Raw genomic sequence first — 16,233 nt, forward strand, 5'->3', positions numbered from 1 at the left:
CGATGAAGAAAGATAACGAAGGAGACGTAAACTGTGATCGATAGCTGGTTTTTCTAACAAAGCTTTCTATAACAGTGAGTTAGTGACTGAGTTGAAAAGTATGAGACGAAAGTTATGCAGAGTTTATGCATAACCTGTTGCTGGCTATTAGCAATTATTTAACATCATCAGCGATAAACATGCGTTGACGCAAAATATCGGCAAATAGCAGTGGTATGGCAGACAGTTTTTTCGTATAACAACTAAAATGAAACGATGTTTTAATTAAGGGGTTTGAAATGATTGTCGGCAATATTCACAACCTGGATGCCTGGCTGCCGGAAGAGCTGCGTCAGGCGATTGAGCACATTAAAGCGCACGTGACGGATGCGACGGAAAAGGGTAAACACGACATCGACGGCGAACGTCTGTTCTATCTGATTGCTGAAGATATGACGGAGCCGTTTGCGCAGCGCCGCGCCGAATATCACGCTCGCTATCTGGATATTCAGATCCTGCTCAAAGGTCAGGAAGGCATGACTTTCAGCACGCAGCCTGCGGGCGCACCGGAAACTGACTGGTTGGCGGATAAAGATATCGCCTTCCTGCCGGAAGGCGAACAGGAGAAAACGGTGGTGCTGAATGAAGGTGACTTCGTCGTCTTTTATCCGGGTGAAGTGCATAAACCGCTGTGCGCGGTCGGCGCTCCGGCGCTGGTACGCAAAGCCGTGGTGAAAATGCGGGTAGCATAAACCGGTTTGCCGGGTGCGACTTATCCGGCCTACGGAAGCATGATGGTAGGCCGGATAGGGTGCGTCAGCATCGCCATCCGGCAATTCAATCGCGCAACGCTATTATTTGGAAAGCGTCGCGACCATCACCGCTTTGATGGTGTGCATTCGGTTTTCCGCCTGATCAAATACGATACTGGCGGGTGACTCAAACACCTCGTCGGTCACTTCCATGCCGCCGTGCAGACCATATTCCTGCGCCATTTGTTTGCCAAGCGTGGTTTGATCGTCATGGAACGCGGGCAGGCAGTGCAGGAATTTCACCTGCGGATTGCCGGTCAACGCCATCATCGCGCTATTAACCTGGTACTTACGCAACTGCGCAATACGTTCGGCCCATTTCTCTTTCGCTTCGCCCATCGATACCCATACGTCGGTATAGATGAAGTCCGCGCCTTTCACGCCCGTGGCGACATCTTCGGTTAGCGTTATATTGCCGCCGTTTTTCTGTGCCAGCGCTTTACACTCCGCAACGAGGCTTTCCTCCGGCCAGCAGGCCTGGGGCGCGACCAGGCGCAGATCCAGTCCGGTTAACGCAGCGGCTTCCAGCATGGAATTGCCCATATTGTTGCGGGCATCGCCGGTGTAGACCAGCACCATCTCATTAAACGCTTTACCCGGCAGGTGTTCCTGCATCGTGAGTAAATCCGCCAGCAACTGGGTGGGGTGAAATTCGTTGGTTAATCCGTTCCAAACCGGAACTCCGGCATATTCCGCCAGCGTCTCGACAATTTCCTGACCGTGGCCCCGATACTGAATACCGTCGTACATACGACCGAGTACGCGGGCGGTGTCTTTGATCGACTCTTTATGACCAATCTGGCTGCCGCTCGGCCCGAGATACGTCACGCGCGCGCCCTGATCATATGCGGCAACTTCGAAAGAGCAACGGGTGCGGGTTGAGTCTTTTTCGAAGATGAGCGCGATGTTTTTACCGGTGAGTTTAGCGACCTCTGTACCGTTTTTCTTATCCGTCTTGAGCTGCGCGGCGAGCTGGAGCAGTGACGTGAGTTCAGCAGAGGTGAAATCAAGCAGTTTCAAAAAATGTTTCTGATAAAACGCAGACATAGTTCCCTCACATGGCTTAGGCCATTTATTGAATTAAAATTCAATTTATATGGATGTTTATTCATTTGCAACCTTGTTTAACAAATCTTTCCTGGAAAGGTGGAGGCAATGACAGCGGTATGTGACAATAAGAGTATCGGCAGGACATTATGAGGAATGAGCCATGGCAAACCCGGAACTACTGGAAGAACAGCGTGAAGAAACGCGCTTGATTATTGAAGAGTTACTCGAAGATGGCAGCGATCCAGACGCGCTGTACACCATCGAGCATCACCTTTCCGCGGACGACTTTGAAACCCTGGAAAAAGCGGCAGTAGAAGCCTTCAAGCTGGGTTATGAAGTGACCGAGCCGGAAGAGCTGGAAGTGGAAGAGGGCGACACGGTTATTTGCTGTGACATCCTGAGCGAATGTGCTCTGAATGCCGAGTTGATCGACGCTCAGGTTGAGCAACTGATGAACCTGGCTGAAAAATTTGATGTGGAATACGACGGTTGGGGCACCTATTTTGAAGACCCGAACGGCGAAGAAGGTGAAGACGGCGACGATGAAGACCTCGTCGACGAAGATGATGACGGCGTGCGTCACTAAGTCATCTGCTGACCTACGGTAGCGTCTGCTGCCGTAGGCCAAGGATAACGTATGGATTACCTGCAAATACTCTCCCCGATCCACAACTTCCTGCACTGTAAAACGCCCCAGGCCTGGCTTGATAAAGCGCGAGCCCCGGCGAATCTCCCTCTGTTACTGACGGATCATCTCGTCTGCGAGCTGAAAGCGGCGCAAACGGCCATGCTGCTGGTGCGTAAGTATGTTGCAGATAAACAGGGATCGCAGGCGCTACTGGACTGGCTGAAACCCTATGAAGCGTATGCTTTCAGAGAAGGGGATGAACCGGATTTTATCGCGCTGAATAAACAGATAAGCAAAAGCGTAATGCCGCAAACTGACGACCCGTGGGGGCGCAAGCTGATCGACAGCATGGTTTTGCTGATCAAAGAAGAGCTGCACCACTTCTGGCAGGTGCGTGAGGCGATGATGAGCCGCAACATTCCCTACGTCAAAATTACCGCCAGCCGTTATGCCAAAGGCATGCTCAAAGAGGTGCGAACCCACGAGCCATTAACGCTAATCGATAAACTGATTTGCGGGGCTTACATTGAGGCGCGTTCTTGTGAACGGTTCGCCGCGCTGGCGCCGTATTTGGATGACGATTTACAGGCATTTTATCTTTCGCTGCTGCGATCCGAGGCGCGGCACTATCAAGACTATCTGGCGCTGGCACAGCAGGTTTCTGCCGACGATATCAGTAGTCGGGTGCGGTTCTTTGGCGAAGTAGAAGCCGCATTGATTACTTCTCCCGACGATGAATTCCGCTTCCACAGCGGCGTGCCAGCCTGACTCTCTTCTCTGACGCGCGGCGCTAATCGTCGCGCGGTTTTACCTTTCCTGTTTCCATTAGCAAAATCTGGTGGCTGGAAATCGCTCGCTGCTGCCGTAATAATCAAAACACACGAAGGGGAAATATATCCCCGCAACAGAGACTGTTTTGCATAAGGATGGTTAATGAACTGGGCACACGTATTGTTGGCGGGTTATATCGGGGCGGTGATTGCTATCGTCGTTGGCATGTTTCGCAAAAAAGGCTGGCTGGGAAAGATCTCCGGCGCGGTGGTTTTTGTGGTAGCGATTGTCGCGTGGAATCTGTTTGATGTGCACTACCTGATCCCGCGCGAAAGCCCTGATTATGGGCTGACGGACGCGCAGAAATTTGAAAATGCGATGCTGGCAATGCCTGTTTATCAGGTACTTAAAGAGCAGGAACCCGCGTTATGGCAGAACATCCTTAACCAGGCAACGCAACTGAAAGAAGCTGGGAAAAGCGAACAACAGATTATCGACGCTATTCAGCCGCAAATCCTGCAGGTACAGATGGCGCGTTTGCAGCAGGCACCCGATGCCAATGTGATTGAGTATATGAAAATTAACCTAGAGCAGATTGCTGCGGTGGCAAGAGTGGGCGATGACGAGTGTTTTCGCTTTCTGTTCCCGGCGGTGAAAGGCGGGATTAACCCGGTGCGTATTATTCCGCGGGAGCTGATGAATCGTCGTATGGCCAGCGACATGAGTATGATGCACGCGGCTTATGGCCCGAACAAACATACGGTTACGGCGCAAGAGAAACAGCTGGCGCTTCAGGATCTGCAATCCATCGGCCCGGGATTGGTACAGCGCTTTGGACCGGATATCCAGATTATGGCTGATCCGAGTAAAGGTGTGGGCAAAGAGAAAGTCGCTTGTGAAATGGTGCAGGATTTATGGTCACAGGTGCTGACGCTGCCAACCGCTCGCGCGGCTGGCGTCATTCGGCTGATGCTCTCCGCCGAAATGCAGTAACACAACCATTGCCCCTCCGGCTGAAGTCAGAGGGGTTTTAACATCCGCACTTCGCAATCCACGTGCCCGGTACAGCCCAGCGCTTCGCTGATATGCTCAAACCCTAAATGTTCATACAGGCGGATTGCCTCGGTCAGAAACGCCGTGGTCTCCAGATAGCACTGTTTGAAACCCTGCTCACGGGCATGTTCGAGGGCCATCAGCGCCAGCTTTTTCGCCAGCCCCTGACCGCGTGCGCTCGACAGGAAGTACATCTTTTGCAGTTCGCAAATGTCCGGTTCGCTACATCCTAATGGCGCAACGCCACCGCCGCCCACGACTTCACCGTTTTGCTCAACCACCCAGTAGGCCGCGCCCGGCTGGCTGTAAACCTGGAATAGTTCATCCAGATTAGGGTCGGCAACGGTATAGCCTTTATCGGCAGTAAGCCCGTATTCAGCGGAAACTTTGCGGATCACCGCAGCGATAGCGGCATTATCTGCTGCGGTGATTCGGCGCAGCGTAAGCGTGGAGGGTAGCACAACATTCATAATATGGCTCAATTCTAAAAATACACTTATATATTTATTTAATACCACTCTCTTCTGTCGGGTGCAAGACGTTCCTGAATCAGAAAAAATTAAAATACATTGGCTAATTAAAAATAGTATTGTAAACGAACCAGTAAATAAACACTGGTTTTTATTTTTTATCTTAATGGAATTTATATTAGGGATATTGTTCATGAATGATTTTGTTGGTGGTCGGGGAAATCAACGGCACACATTTATTTTTATCGGTAAGGGATGGCAGTACTTTATTATATGCCTTGTCAATTTTTTGCTGTGTTGTATTACTCTGGGTATTTATACACCGTGGGCGATAGTGAAATGTCGGCGTTATATTTACGAGAATATGACTCTCAATGGCCAACCCTTTACCTATAAGGCGACAGGTGGCGCGATATTCGTAAGCTTCTTGTCGATTATGGTGGTTTATGGTGCCAGCATGAGTTCTATTGCTAACGGCAGCCCTCTCGTTGGTTTTACTTTGATTGGTTTACTGGTAGCTGTCCTTCCATTAATGACCATAAAAAGCCTGCAGTATCAGGCGATGATGACGTCGCTTAACGGTGTGCGTTTTGGTTTTGACTGCTCACAATTACATGCATGGCTTTTTTTACTGGTTGTGCCAGTGGTGCTTGCTGCGGTGAACTGGGGAGTGATTTATCTTCTGATACTTGCCACCGACTGGATTGAGGGCAGTACTGGAATGCTTATCAGAATAGCATTTATCGCGTTGGTGGGAATTGTGGGCATGGGTATCACCTACGGTATTACCTATGCAAAATGGATGCAGTTAGTGGGTAATGGCGGTAATTTTGGTATTCACCGCTTTACTATTAACGTCAATATGAAAGCAAGCATAGTGGGGTGTATTAAAGCCGTGCTGGTACTGCTGCCATTTGTTGTTGTGATTGTCTGGCTAATTGCCCCTATTTTTCTGCAAATGGTGATGTTGGCTGTGTTAGGCGTGGCCGACGACGAATTTATCCTGGAGAATCAGAGCAGAATAATGGCGAGTTATTTTCTCTATTTCGCAGGAATTATTGTGGTTGGAAGCTATTTATACACCACGCTACGTAATCTGTTCATGAATAACCTGGCGCTGGCCGAGGGTAAAATCCGCTTTCATTCTTCCGTCACTGCACATGGCCTGATCTGGCGTTTTGTTCTGGTGTTGTTTATTTCAGGCATCACGTTTGGGCTAGCTTATCCGTGGATGAAAATGTGGCTGGTCAGTTGGCTGGCCAGTAACTCCCATGTACAAGGGGATTTGGATGCGCTGGAACTGACTGACCATACAGAGGCGTTGGAAACAGGTCCGGCGATGTGGGTATCACGTGGTGTGATGACCTACTTCCCGTTCATCTGATACAACAAGGCCGGAGCATGCTCCGGCCTTTAATACGTGTATAACGTCAACAGCTATTACAGCGCGGCGATGACCGCCTGCTGTTCTATCAGCTTCGCTTTCGCTTCCGCATAACCATCTAGCTTCTCACGCTCTTTGGCGATAACTGCTTCCGGTGCGCGAGCAACGAAACCTTCGTTAGAAAGTTTGCCTTCGATACGGGCAATCTCACCTTCGATTTTCGCCACTTCTTTCGCCAGACGCGCCAGCTCATCTTCTTTATTGATGAGGCCAGCCATCGGGATCAGCAGCTCGGCGCCGTCGATGATTTTGGTCACGGAAACCGGACCTTTGTCATCGGCTGGCAGTACGGTGATGCTTTCCAGACGCGCCAGGTTCAGCAGGAAGCTGCGGTTATCGTTCACACGGCGCATCGCATCAGCGCTGCAACCACGCAGCAGCAGTTCGAGCGGTTTACCAGGGGCGATGTTCATTTCCGCACGGATGTTACGTACGGCAACGATCGCCTGCTTCAGCCATTCGGTATCAGCCAGTGCGGCTTCATCAACCTGTGCGGCGTTATATTCCGGGAACGGTTGCAGCATGATGGTGTCGGCGGTAATACCGGAAATCACCTTCACGCGCTGCCAGATGGTCTCGGTGATGAACGGGATGATCGGATGCGCCAGGCGCAGCAGACCTTCCAGAACGGTGACCAGCGTATTGCGGGTACCGCGCAGTTCAGACTCGGAACCGCCGTTTATGACCGGCTTGGTCAGCTCCAGATACCAGTCGCAGAACTGGTTCCAGGTGAATTCGTACAGAATGCCCGCGGCGATGTCGAAGCGGAAGTTGTCCAGCGCTTCGCGGTACGCTTTGATGGTCTGGTTGAATTCAGCAAGGATCCAGCGATCCGCCAGCGACAGGGTCATTTCGCCGCCGTTGAAGCCGCAATCCTGGTCTTCGGTGTTCATCAGCACGAAGCGGCTGGCGTTCCACAGCTTGTTACAGAAGTTACGATAACCTTCCAGACGCTTCATATCCCAGTTGATGTCGCGACCGGTAGAGGCCAGCGCCGCCAGGGTGAAGCGCAGTGCGTCGGTGCCGTGCGGCTCGATACCGTCCGGGAACTGCTTCTCGGTACGCTTGGCAATCTTCTCGGCCAGCTGCGGCTGCATCATGTTGCCGGTACGTTTCTCCAGCAGTTCTGCCAGGGAGATTCCGTCGACCATATCCAGCGGGTCAATGACGTTGCCCTTGGATTTGGACATCTTCTGGCCTTCGTCGTCGCGGATCAGACCGGTCATGTAGACGGTCTTAAACGGCACTTGCGGCTTGCCGTTTTCATCTTTGATGAAGTGCATGGTCATCATGATCATGCGGGCAATCCAGAAGAAGATGATGTCGAAACCGGAAACCATCACGCTGGTTGGGTGGAACTGACGCAGCGCGTCGGTGTTTTCCGGCCAGCCCAGGGTAGAGAAGGTCCACAGTGCGGAGGAGAACCAGGTATCGAGTACGTCTTCGTCCTGGCGAAGCTGAATGTCGGCACCGAGGTTGTTTTCCTGACGCACTTCGTCTTCAGTACGGCCGACGTAGACGTTGCCGTCGTTGTCATACCATGCCGGGATACGGTGACCCCACCACAGCTGACGGGAAATACACCAGTCCTGAATATCGCGCATCCAGGAGAAGTACATGTTTTCGTACTGCTTCGGTACGAACTGAATGTCGCCGTTTTCAACCGCTTCAACCGCCGGTTTCGCCAGCACGTCGGCACGGACGTACCACTGATCGGTCAGCATCGGTTCAATAACCACGCCGCCACGGTCGCCGTAAGGTACGGTCAGGTCGTGCGGTTTAATTTCTTCCAGCAGGCCCAGCGCATCAACGGCGGCAACCACCGCTTTACGCGCGGCAAAGCGCTCCAGCTTCTGGAACTCAGCCGGGATTTCATTGGAATAAACGTCGGACTCTTCGCCTTTGGTGTCGTACACTTCCGCGGTTTCACGGATGTCGCCGTCAAAGGTCAGAATATTGATCATCGGCAGGCCGTGACGTTTCCCGACTTCGTAGTCGTTAAAGTCGTGCGCCGGGGTGATCTTCACGCAGCCGGTGCCTTTTTCCATATCAGCGTGTTCATCGCCGACAATGGGAATGCGGCGGTTAACCAGCGGCAGAACAACAAACTTGCCAATCAGATCTTTATAACGCGGATCTTCCGGGTTTACGGCCACGCCGGTATCGCCCAGTACGGTTTCCGGACGGGTGGTGGCGACGACCAGGTAATCTTTACCATCAGCGGTTTTCGCGCCGTCAGCCAGCGGATAGCGGATGTGCCACATTGAGCCTTTCGACTCGCGGTTTTCCACTTCCAGGTCGGAAATCGCGGTGCGCAGTTTCGGGTCCCAGTTCACCAGGCGCTTGCCACGGTAAATCAGGTCTTCTTTGTACAGGCGAACGAAGACTTCTTTCACGGCATTGGAAAGACCTTCGTCCATAGTGAAGCGCTCGCGCTCCCAGTCAACGGAGTTGCCTAGACGGCGCATCTGGCGGGTGATGGTGCCGCCGGATTCCGCTTTCCACTGCCAGATTTTGTCGATAAACGCTTCGCGACCGTAGTCGTGGCGGGTTTTACCTTCTTCAGCGGCAATCTTACGCTCAACCACCATCTGGGTTGCGATACCCGCGTGATCGGTACCGGCCTGCCACAGGGTGTTTTTACCCTGCATGCGCTGGTAGCGGATCATGGTATCCATGATGGTTTGCTGGAAAGCATGACCCATATGCAAACTGCCGGTGACGTTCGGCGGCGGGATCATGATGCAGAAGGACTCTTTGCTTTCATCGCCGTTAGGTTTGAAATAGCCCTGCTTTTCCCAGTGCTCGTAAAGCGGCTGTTCGATATCTTGTGGGTTGTATGTCTTTTCCATTATTTCCAGGTTGCCGTATTCAGGTTAAAACCAGCCACGCGGTAAGCTTTGTAGCGATCGCGTGCCGATTGTTTCAAAGAATCTTCGTAAGGAACGAAGTCTATCACTTCTGTGAAAGCGGTGGCAAAATCTGCAAAGCCAACGCGCAAACTGATAAGCAGGTCGCGCGGGCTGCTGTTGCGTTTCTCCGGCCAGGCAATTTCTACCGGTGCGCCGCCTCTGGGGCCTTCACCTGCCAGATTATGCGGAACAAAGCTTTCTGCCGGTCTTGCCCACAGGGCTTCATCCAGTCGAAGAGCCTGCTTTTCGTTTTCGCAGGCGATCAGCACGCGCTTGCCAGCACGCCAACGTTCTGCGGCAATTTCACACACCAACTGCTCGACGGCGCTTAAGCCATCGTGTTGCGTGTCATTGTCCAGAAGATAGAAAGTTGCGTTTCTCATATATGGGGCTTCTTCTGGTGAATTTAAATGCGTTGCCATGATGCACAACCGTAGGCCGGATGGCGTTGCGCTTATCCGGCCTACGGGTCTTATTGCTTGTGCTTACCGCCTTACTCTTCGCCGTTAAAACCGGCACGATTGAGCAGGAATTGCGACAGCAGCGCCACCGGACGACCGGTTGCGCCTTTGGCTTTCCCTGAACGCCATGCGGTACCGGCGATATCGAGGTGCGCCCAGTTGTACTTACGGGTAAAGCGTGACAGGAAGCAGCCCGCGGTAATGGCGCCGCCAGGACGTCCGCCGATGTTCGCCATATCCGCAAAGTTGGACTCTAGCTGTTCCTGGTATTCATCACCCAGCGGCAAACGCCACGCGCGGTCGCCAGCCTGTTCGGACGCACCGATCAGCTCATGCGCCAGCGGGTTGTGGTTCGACATCAGGCCAGTGATGTGATGGCCCAGCGCAATCACGCACGCGCCGGTCAGGGTTGCGACGTCAATCACCGCTTCTGGCTCAAAGCGCTCGACGTAGGTTAATACGTCGCACAGGACCAGACGGCCTTCGGCATCGGTATTGAGTACTTCAACGGTCTGACCAGACATGGTGGTCAGCACGTCGCCAGGACGATACGCACGGCCACCCGGCATGTTTTCGCAGCCTGCCAGCACGCCGACGACGTTGATTGGCAGTTGAAGCTCGGCCACCATGCGCATCACGCCATATACCGCTGCCGCGCCGCACATGTCGTATTTCATCTCATCCATGCCTTCGGCAGGTTTGATGGAGATACCGCCAGAGTCAAAGGTTAACCCTTTACCGACCAGCACGATCGGACGCGCGTCTTCGGACGGATTGCCTTTGTACTCGATGACCGACATCAGCGACTCATTCTGCGAGCCGTGACCGACGGCCAGATAAGAGTGCATGCCCAGCTCTTTCATCTGCTGCTCGCCGATCACGCGGGTTACAACATTTTTGCTGTAGCTGTCTGCCAGTTGGCGCGCCTGAGAGGCAAGGTAGGCGGCGTTACAGATGTTCGGCGGCATGTTGCCGAGATCTTTTGCCGCTTTAATGCCGGCGGCGATCGCCAGACCGTGCTGGATCGCACGCTCACCGCTGGTCAGTTCCCGGCGGGTCGGTACGTTGAAGACCATTTTACGTAGCGGACGACGCGGCTCGCTTTTGTTGGTCTTCAGTTGATCAAAGCTGTACAGCGTTTCCTGTGCTGTCTCAACGGCCTGACGCACTTTCCAGTAGTTATTGCGCCCTTTGACGTGCAGCTCAGTCAGGAAGCAGACGGCTTCCATTGAACCAGTATCATTCAGCGTATTGATGGTTTTCTGAATGACCTGCTTGTACTGGCGCTCATCAAGCTCGCGCTCTTTGCCACAACCAATGAGGAGAATTCGCTCAGACAGAACGTTAGGAACATGGTGCAGCAACAGGGTTTGACCTGGTTTGCCTTCCAGTTCGCCACGACGCAGCAGTGCGCTGATGTACCCGTCGCTGATCTTGTCGAGCTGCTCTGCAATCGGAGAGAGACGGCGTGGTTCAAAGACACCCACGACGATGCACGCACTCCGCTGTTTCTCCGGGCTACCGCTTTTTACACTGAACTCCATGCACTACGCTCCTGAATCTTAAAGACAACGGCGGTGGCTACGGATAGAATTGCAAGCTTTCGTAACTCATACCCGCTGTTGCGGTGACTTCGTGTTAATCTTAACGTTATTACGGCATTGGCACGTCAGAACAATTTCTGAGAGGTGGATCCGTTGAGTATAATGATCTTAGCGACGATTTCGACGACTCAAGAGAATAAATGACGTTTAAGCCATGAAACAAGCTAAATTCCGGCAAAAGACGGGTTTTTACGGGCGTATTTAAAGTGATAATCATAAGATATCTGGTTCGGGAAACGCTCAAAAGCCAACTTGCGATCCTATTCATCCTGCTTTTGATCTTCTTTTGTCAAAAGTTAGTCAGGATCCTTGGTGCGGCGGTTGACGGTGATATCCCGGCGAATCTGGTGCTCTCGCTGCTGGGGCTGGGCGTGCCAGAAATGGCGCAACTTATCTTGCCATTAAGCCTGTTCCTCGGGCTGCTGATGACGCTGGGCAAACTGTATACCGAAAGTGAAATTACGGTCATGCACGCCTGCGGGCTGAGCAAGGCTGTCTTAGTGAAAGCGGCGATGGTGCTGGCGCTGTTTACCAGTATTATTGCGGCGGTCAACGTGATGTGGGCCGGACCGTGGTCCTCCAGACATCAGGACGAAGTCCTGGCGGAGGCGAAAGCGAACCCCGGTATGGCGGCGCTTGCTCAGGGGCAATTCCAGCAGGCCACTAACGGCGGCTCGGTGCTGTTTATCGAAAGCGTTGACGGCAGTAATTTCAACGATGTGTTCCTCGCGCAAATCCGCCCGAAAGGTAACGCCCGTCCTTCGGTGGTGGTAGCGGACTCCGGTCATCTTACTCAATTGCGCGATGGCTCTCAGGTCGTGACGCTGAACCAGGGGACGCGTTTTGAAGGGACCGCGCTGCTGCGCGATTTCCGCATTACCGACTTCCAGAATTATCAGGCGATTATCGGTCATCAGGCCGTGGCGCTGGATCCAAACGATACCGACCAGATGACCATGCGTACGCTATGGACGACCGACACCGATCGCGCCCGTGCGGAGCTGACCTGGCGTATCACGTTAGTATTCACCGTATTTATGATGGCGCTGATGGTTGTACCGCTGAGCGTGGTGAACCCGCGTCAGGGTCGCGTACTGTCCATGCTGCCAGCAATGCTGCTTTATTTGCTGTTCTTCCTGGTTCAGACATCGCTGAAGTCGAACGGCGGCAAAGGTAAGCTGGATCCGGTGTTCTGGATGTGGACGGTTAACCTGGCGTATCTGGCGCTGGCGATTGTGCTTAACCTCTGGGATACGGTGCCGATGCGCCGCTTACGTGCCCGTTTTATGCGTAAAGGAGCGGTATAATGCAGCCTTTTGGTGTACTTGACCGCTATATCGGTAAAACCATTTTCACCACCATCATGATGACGTTGTTCATGCTGGTGTCGCTCTCCGGGATCATCAAGTTTGTCGACCAGCTGAAAAAAGCCGGGCAGGGGAGCTACGATGCGATGGGCGCCGGGCTGTATACCCTGCTCAGCGCGCCGAAAGATATCCAGATCTTCTTCCCGATGGCGGCGCTGCTGGGTGCTTTGCTGGGGCTGGGCATGCTGGCGCAGCGCAGTGAACTGGTGGTCATGCAGGCTTCTGGCTTTACCCGTATGCAGGTGGCGTTGTCGGTGATGAAAACCGCGATTCCGCTGGTGCTGCTGACGATGGCCATCGGCGAATGGGTGGCGCCGCAGGGCGAACAAATGGCGCGTAACTACCGTGCGCAGCAGATGTACGGCGGCTCGCTGCTCTCTACCCAGCAAGGTTTGTGGGCGAAAGATGGCGACAGCTTTGTCTACATCGAGCGGGTGAAAGGTGACGCCGAGTTAGGCGGAATTAGCATCTACTCCTTTAACGACAAGCGCCGTTTGCAGTCCGTCCGCTATGCCGCAAGTGCGACGTTTGACCCGGAGCAGAAGGTCTGGCGTTTGTCGCAGGTGGATGAATCCAACCTGACCGATCCGAAGCAAATCACCGGCTCGCAGACGGTGAGCGGCACCTGGAAAACCAACCTTACACCCGACAAGCTCGGCGTCGTGGCGTTGGATCCTGATGCGCTCTCGATTAGTGGTCTGCATAACTACGTGAAGTACCTGAAGTCGAGCGGCCAGGACGCCGGACGCTACCAGCTCAATATGTGGAGCAAAGTCTTCCAGCCGCTGTCTGTGGCGGTAATGATGCTGATGGCGCTGTCGTTTATCTTTGGTCCGCTGCGTAGCGTCCCGATGGGCGTGCGCGTGGTGACAGGGATTAGCTTCGGCTTTGTGTTCTATGTGCTGGACCAAATCTTTGGCCCGCTGACGCTGGTGTACGGCATTCCGCCGATTATCGGCGCGTTGCTGCCAAGCGCCAGCTTCTTCCTGATAAGCCTGTGGCTGATGCTGCGTAAGTCCTGATATTCGCCCCTCCCGCTGTGCGGGAGGGGCGCCTTCCTGCTAGCGTTTTCGCCCGCCCATCAAACTCCCCAACATGCCGCGGATTATCTGATTGGTGACCTGTCGCGCCGCGCTCTTCGCCACACTCTGTACCACGCCATCGCGCTTGCCGCCGCGCGGTCCGGTGCTGCCAAACAGAATATCCTTCAATCCACCGAGAATACCGCCGTCCACATCGATCGCTTTACCGTTGGCGGGAGGTGTATTTTGCTGCTCGGTGCTGGCCTGCACGCCTTGCTGTAAACGCTCATAGGCGGACTCGCGGTCGATCTGTTCTTCATATTTACCGTACAGCGAGGAGTGATTAATCAGTCCGTTACGCTCGTCATCCGTCACCGGTCCCATGCGTGAGCATGGCGCAATCACCATTGCTCGTTCAACCACCGACGGGCTGCCTTTAGCGTCCAGAAACGACACCAGCGCCTCGCCGGTTCCCAGTTCCTGAATGGCTTTTTCGGTATCAAATGCCGGGTTGGCGCGCATGGTTTGCGCCGCGGTTTTCACTGCTTTCTGATCCTTCGGTGTAAACGCGCGCAGGGCGTGCTGCACGCGGTTCCCCAACTGACCGAGCACGTTGTCTGGAATATCTGACGGGTTTTGCGAGACGAACCACACGCCGACCCCTTTCGAGCGAATCAGGCGGATCACCTGTTCGATTTTATCCAGCAGCACCTGCGGAGCGTCGTTGAACAGCAGGTGAGCTTCATCGAAGAAGAACACCAGTTTTGGCTTCTCCAGATCGCCTGCTTCCGGCAACTGTTCGTATAGTTCGGAGAGCATCCACAGCAGGCTGGCGGCGTACAATTTGGGCATCTGGTAGAGCTTCTCTGCGCTGAGGATGTTGATCATCCCTTTGCCGCTGGCGTCAGTTCGCATCCAGTCTTTGATGTCCAGCATCGGTTCGCCAAAGAAGTGCGCCGCACCCTGTTGCTCCAGCGACAGCAGTCCACGCTGGATTGCCCCGACCGAGGCGCTGCTGATATTGCCATACTGATTCTGGAAGGATTTGGCGTTATCGCCGATGTACTGGGTAATGGCTCGCAGGTCTTTGAAATCGAGCAGCAGCAGACCCTGGTCATCAGCAATGCGGAAGATAATATCCAGCACGCCGGACTGTACGTCGTTGAGGTTCAGCAAACGGGCCAGCAGCAGCGGGCCGAGGTCAGATACTGTGGCCCGCACGGGGTGACCTTTTTCGCCGAAGATATCCCACACCGTGACCGGATTAGCATGCGGTTGCCAGTCGGTAATGCCGATATTTTTCAGGCGGGCGAGCAGCTTTTCAGAGGCCTGCCCTTCCTCGGCCACGCCGGTTAAGTCGCCTTTCACATCGGCCATAAATACCGGTACGCCAATTTCAGACAGCGATTCGGCCAGCTTCTGTAGCGTGACGGTTTTACCGGTCCCGGTCGCGCCGGTAATCAGTCCGTGACGGTTGGCCATGCCTGGCAGTAAAAACAGTTCGGTGTCCGGCGTGCGGGCAATTAGCAGGGGTGTGCTCATTGAGATTTCCTCCATTTATCTTGCCTGGAGTATAGGCAATGTCCATCAAAGAGAGTATGCGATGGCCAGAGAAAATGACTTAAAGCGTATTGCCGTGATAAATCTGGTACCCCAAATCCACGGTGTTGTGGTTATGGTCGTTGTTCTTGATTTTGCTCAGCAACATCTGCGCTGCCATGCGGCCAATGTCAAAACGCGGGGTGATCACGCTGGCGAGGCTTGGGATCATCTGCCTGCCCATTTCCAGCCCGTGGAAACCGGCAATCGAGATCTGTTCCGGAACGGCCAGATCGCGCTCGCGGCACAGCAGCAGCGCGCCCATCGCAATATCGTCGTTGGTGCAAAAAACGCCGTCTAAATCCGGATGCGCGGCGAGCGCGTCCCGCATCATCTGGGTGCCGAGATGGATGGACGAAATAGAACGCGGATTGACGCGCAGCGGCACCAGATCCCGGCGCGTCATGGCATCGCAATAGCCGCGATAGCGCTGTTCATCGCGGACGTCGTCTTTCGAACCGAGATAGAGGATTTTGTGCCGCTGGCGTTTATCCAGCATGGTGCTGACCATATCAAATGCCGCCTGACGGTTATCGAAGCCCACTTCCATGTCCAGACGATCGCCCTGAATATCCATCAGCTCCACCACCGGAATGTTGGCTGAACGCAGAAACTTCACCGTGCGCAGGGTGTGATATTTCTCGGACAGGATAATGCCGTCGATATTGTATGACAGCAGATTGATCACCGACTCTTCCTCGGATTCCCGGTCGTAATTGTAGTTGGCGATCAGCGTCTGATAGTTATGATCCGAGGTGACCGACTCAATGCCGGCCAGAATGTCTGCGAACAGCTGGTTTTGAAACGAGGGGATCAGCACGCCAAGCGTATAGCTTTGCGCATTCAGCAGCATCGCGGGCGCGCGGTTGGGGATGTAATTAATCTCCTCCATAATCTGCGCGATGCGTTCACCGGTTTCCTTTGCGACCTTTTTTGGCGAGCGAATGTAGCGGCTCACCGTCATTTTGGTCACGCCCGCCAGCGTGGCGATGTCTTGCAAAGAAATTCTGTGGTTCCTCATTTTCTCTCCAGTGCCGGGGAGCGCGGATCTGTGCTCCCCG

16 protein-coding genes are annotated in these 16,233 nt (G+C 53.8%); 8 read left to right on the top strand and 8 right to left on the bottom strand.

Annotation, left to right across the window (positions count from 1 at the left end; translation table 11 throughout):
* Positions 1-278: 278 nt before the first annotated feature.
* Positions 279-731, top strand: coding sequence for a YhcH/YjgK/YiaL family protein (locus OGV52_RS18510; RefSeq protein ID WP_016151499.1), 453 nt, complete (start codon positions 279-281; stop codon positions 729-731).
* A gap of 102 nt (positions 732-833) precedes the next feature.
* Here OGV52_RS18510 and argF read toward each other — a convergent pair whose 3' ends face one another.
* Entirely contained in the window at positions 834-1,838 is a 1,005-nt protein-coding gene (gene argF, locus OGV52_RS18515) for an ornithine carbamoyltransferase (protein WP_287108927.1), read from the bottom strand.
* On the bottom strand, positions 1,808-1,903 hold the full coding sequence (gene argL / locus OGV52_RS23570) for a putative translational regulatory protein ArgL (protein ID WP_370916541.1): 96 nt from the start codon (positions 1,901-1,903) through the stop codon (positions 1,808-1,810). The genes argF and argL overlap by 31 nt, the downstream gene beginning before the upstream one ends.
* A gap of 98 nt (positions 1,904-2,001) precedes the next feature.
* Here argL and rraB point away from each other — a divergent pair, with 98 nt between their 5' ends.
* From rraB to OGV52_RS18530, 3 genes are all read left to right on the top strand, one after another.
* Positions 2,002-2,427 (top strand): ribonuclease E inhibitor RraB, encoded by a 426-nt coding sequence (gene rraB, locus OGV52_RS18520; RefSeq protein WP_016151501.1) that lies wholly within the window; start codon positions 2,002-2,004, stop codon positions 2,425-2,427.
* Positions 2,428-2,478: 51 nt separating this feature from the next.
* Positions 2,479-3,237: a tRNA isopentenyl-2-thiomethyl-A-37 hydroxylase MiaE gene (gene miaE, locus OGV52_RS18525; RefSeq protein ID WP_019078254.1), complete on the top strand. Its 759-nt coding sequence runs from the start codon at positions 2,479-2,481 to the stop codon at positions 3,235-3,237.
* Between the two features lie 165 nt (positions 3,238-3,402).
* Entirely contained in the window at positions 3,403-4,233 is an 831-nt protein-coding gene (locus OGV52_RS18530) for a topoisomerase II (RefSeq protein WP_287108929.1), read from the top strand.
* A 26-nt stretch (positions 4,234-4,259) separates the two neighbouring features.
* On the opposite strand, the gene OGV52_RS18535 is transcribed toward OGV52_RS18530, so the two are convergent.
* On the bottom strand, positions 4,260-4,763 hold the full coding sequence (locus tag OGV52_RS18535) for a GNAT family N-acetyltransferase (protein ID WP_016155577.1): 504 nt from the start codon (positions 4,761-4,763) through the stop codon (positions 4,260-4,262).
* 193 nt (positions 4,764-4,956) lie between these two features.
* Between OGV52_RS18535 and OGV52_RS18540 the strand changes: the two genes are divergently transcribed.
* Positions 4,957-6,147, top strand: a complete 1,191-nt coding sequence (locus OGV52_RS18540) for a YjgN family protein (RefSeq protein ID WP_141875837.1) — start codon at positions 4,957-4,959, stop codon at positions 6,145-6,147.
* 56 nt (positions 6,148-6,203) lie between these two features.
* Here OGV52_RS18540 and OGV52_RS18545 read toward each other — a convergent pair whose 3' ends face one another.
* The 3 genes from OGV52_RS18545 to pepA form a co-directional block, all read right to left on the bottom strand.
* Positions 6,204-9,059, bottom strand: a complete 2,856-nt coding sequence (locus OGV52_RS18545) for a valine--tRNA ligase (RefSeq protein WP_287108931.1) — start codon at positions 9,057-9,059, stop codon at positions 6,204-6,206.
* A complete protein-coding gene (holC, locus tag OGV52_RS18550) occupies positions 9,059-9,502 on the bottom strand; it encodes a DNA polymerase III subunit chi (RefSeq protein WP_016151505.1) in 444 nt (147 codons plus the stop codon). The genes OGV52_RS18545 and holC overlap by 1 nt, the downstream gene beginning before the upstream one ends.
* A gap of 110 nt (positions 9,503-9,612) precedes the next feature.
* The gene (gene pepA, locus OGV52_RS18555; RefSeq protein ID WP_003025870.1) at positions 9,613-11,124 is read right to left on the bottom strand and encodes a leucyl aminopeptidase; all 1,512 of its coding nucleotides are present in this window, start codon (positions 11,122-11,124) and stop codon (positions 9,613-9,615) included.
* A gap of 153 nt (positions 11,125-11,277) precedes the next feature.
* Between pepA and OGV52_RS18560 the strand changes: the two genes are divergently transcribed.
* From OGV52_RS18560 to lptG, 3 genes are all read left to right on the top strand, one after another.
* On the top strand, positions 11,278-11,328 hold the full coding sequence (locus OGV52_RS18560; RefSeq protein WP_212723231.1) for a hypothetical protein: 51 nt from the start codon (positions 11,278-11,280) through the stop codon (positions 11,326-11,328).
* Positions 11,329-11,390: 62 nt separating this feature from the next.
* Positions 11,391-12,491 carry an LPS export ABC transporter permease LptF gene (gene lptF / locus OGV52_RS18565; RefSeq protein ID WP_016151506.1) on the top strand — a complete coding sequence of 367 codons (1,101 nt, stop codon included), beginning with the start codon at positions 11,391-11,393 and terminating at the stop codon, positions 12,489-12,491.
* Positions 12,491-13,573: an LPS export ABC transporter permease LptG gene (lptG, locus tag OGV52_RS18570; RefSeq protein WP_008786067.1), complete on the top strand. Its 1,083-nt coding sequence runs from the start codon at positions 12,491-12,493 to the stop codon at positions 13,571-13,573. Before lptF ends, lptG begins: the two co-directional genes overlap by 1 nt.
* A gap of 39 nt (positions 13,574-13,612) precedes the next feature.
* Here lptG and OGV52_RS18575 read toward each other — a convergent pair whose 3' ends face one another.
* Both OGV52_RS18575 and idnR read right to left on the bottom strand, forming a co-directional pair.
* On the bottom strand, positions 13,613-15,115 hold the full coding sequence (locus tag OGV52_RS18575) for a helicase HerA-like C-terminal domain-containing protein (RefSeq protein ID WP_046275851.1): 1,503 nt from the start codon (positions 15,113-15,115) through the stop codon (positions 13,613-13,615).
* 79 nt (positions 15,116-15,194) lie between these two features.
* Complete coding sequence (gene idnR / locus OGV52_RS18580) at positions 15,195-16,193, bottom strand: DNA-binding transcriptional regulator IdnR (protein ID WP_065554566.1); 999 nt, start codon at positions 16,191-16,193, stop codon at positions 15,195-15,197.
* Positions 16,194-16,233 lie beyond the last annotated feature (40 nt).

It is taken from the genome of Citrobacter sp. Cb041 (genome assembly GCF_030336655.1).
Taxonomy (GTDB): domain Bacteria; phylum Pseudomonadota; class Gammaproteobacteria; order Enterobacterales; family Enterobacteriaceae; genus Citrobacter; species Citrobacter braakii.

Coding starts and splice junctions, on each gene's coding strand:
- argL (WP_370916541.1), bottom strand. CDS start 1,903: ATGAATAAACATCCATATAAATTGAATTTTAATTCAATAAATGGCCTA.
- OGV52_RS18545 (WP_287108931.1), bottom strand. CDS start 9,059: ATGGAAAAGACATACAACCCACAAGATATCGAACAGCCGCTTTACGAG.
- OGV52_RS18530 (WP_287108929.1), top strand. CDS start 3,403: ATGAACTGGGCACACGTATTGTTGGCGGGTTATATCGGGGCGGTGATT.
- lptG (WP_008786067.1), top strand. CDS start 12,491: ATGCAGCCTTTTGGTGTACTTGACCGCTATATCGGTAAAACCATTTTC.
- holC (WP_016151505.1), bottom strand. CDS start 9,502: ATGAGAAACGCAACTTTCTATCTTCTGGACAATGACACGCAACACGAT.
- OGV52_RS18540 (WP_141875837.1), top strand. CDS start 4,957: ATGAATGATTTTGTTGGTGGTCGGGGAAATCAACGGCACACATTTATT.
- rraB (WP_016151501.1), top strand. CDS start 2,002: ATGGCAAACCCGGAACTACTGGAAGAACAGCGTGAAGAAACGCGCTTG.
- OGV52_RS18575 (WP_046275851.1), bottom strand. CDS start 15,115: ATGAGCACACCCCTGCTAATTGCCCGCACGCCGGACACCGAACTGTTT.
- argF (WP_287108927.1), bottom strand. CDS start 1,838: ATGTCTGCGTTTTATCAGAAACATTTTTTGAAACTGCTTGATTTCACC.
- OGV52_RS18510 (WP_016151499.1), top strand. CDS start 279: ATGATTGTCGGCAATATTCACAACCTGGATGCCTGGCTGCCGGAAGAG.
- OGV52_RS18535 (WP_016155577.1), bottom strand. CDS start 4,763: ATGAATGTTGTGCTACCCTCCACGCTTACGCTGCGCCGAATCACCGCA.
- pepA (WP_003025870.1), bottom strand. CDS start 11,124: ATGGAGTTCAGTGTAAAAAGCGGTAGCCCGGAGAAACAGCGGAGTGCG.
- idnR (WP_065554566.1), bottom strand. CDS start 16,193: ATGAGGAACCACAGAATTTCTTTGCAAGACATCGCCACGCTGGCGGGC.
- miaE (WP_019078254.1), top strand. CDS start 2,479: ATGGATTACCTGCAAATACTCTCCCCGATCCACAACTTCCTGCACTGT.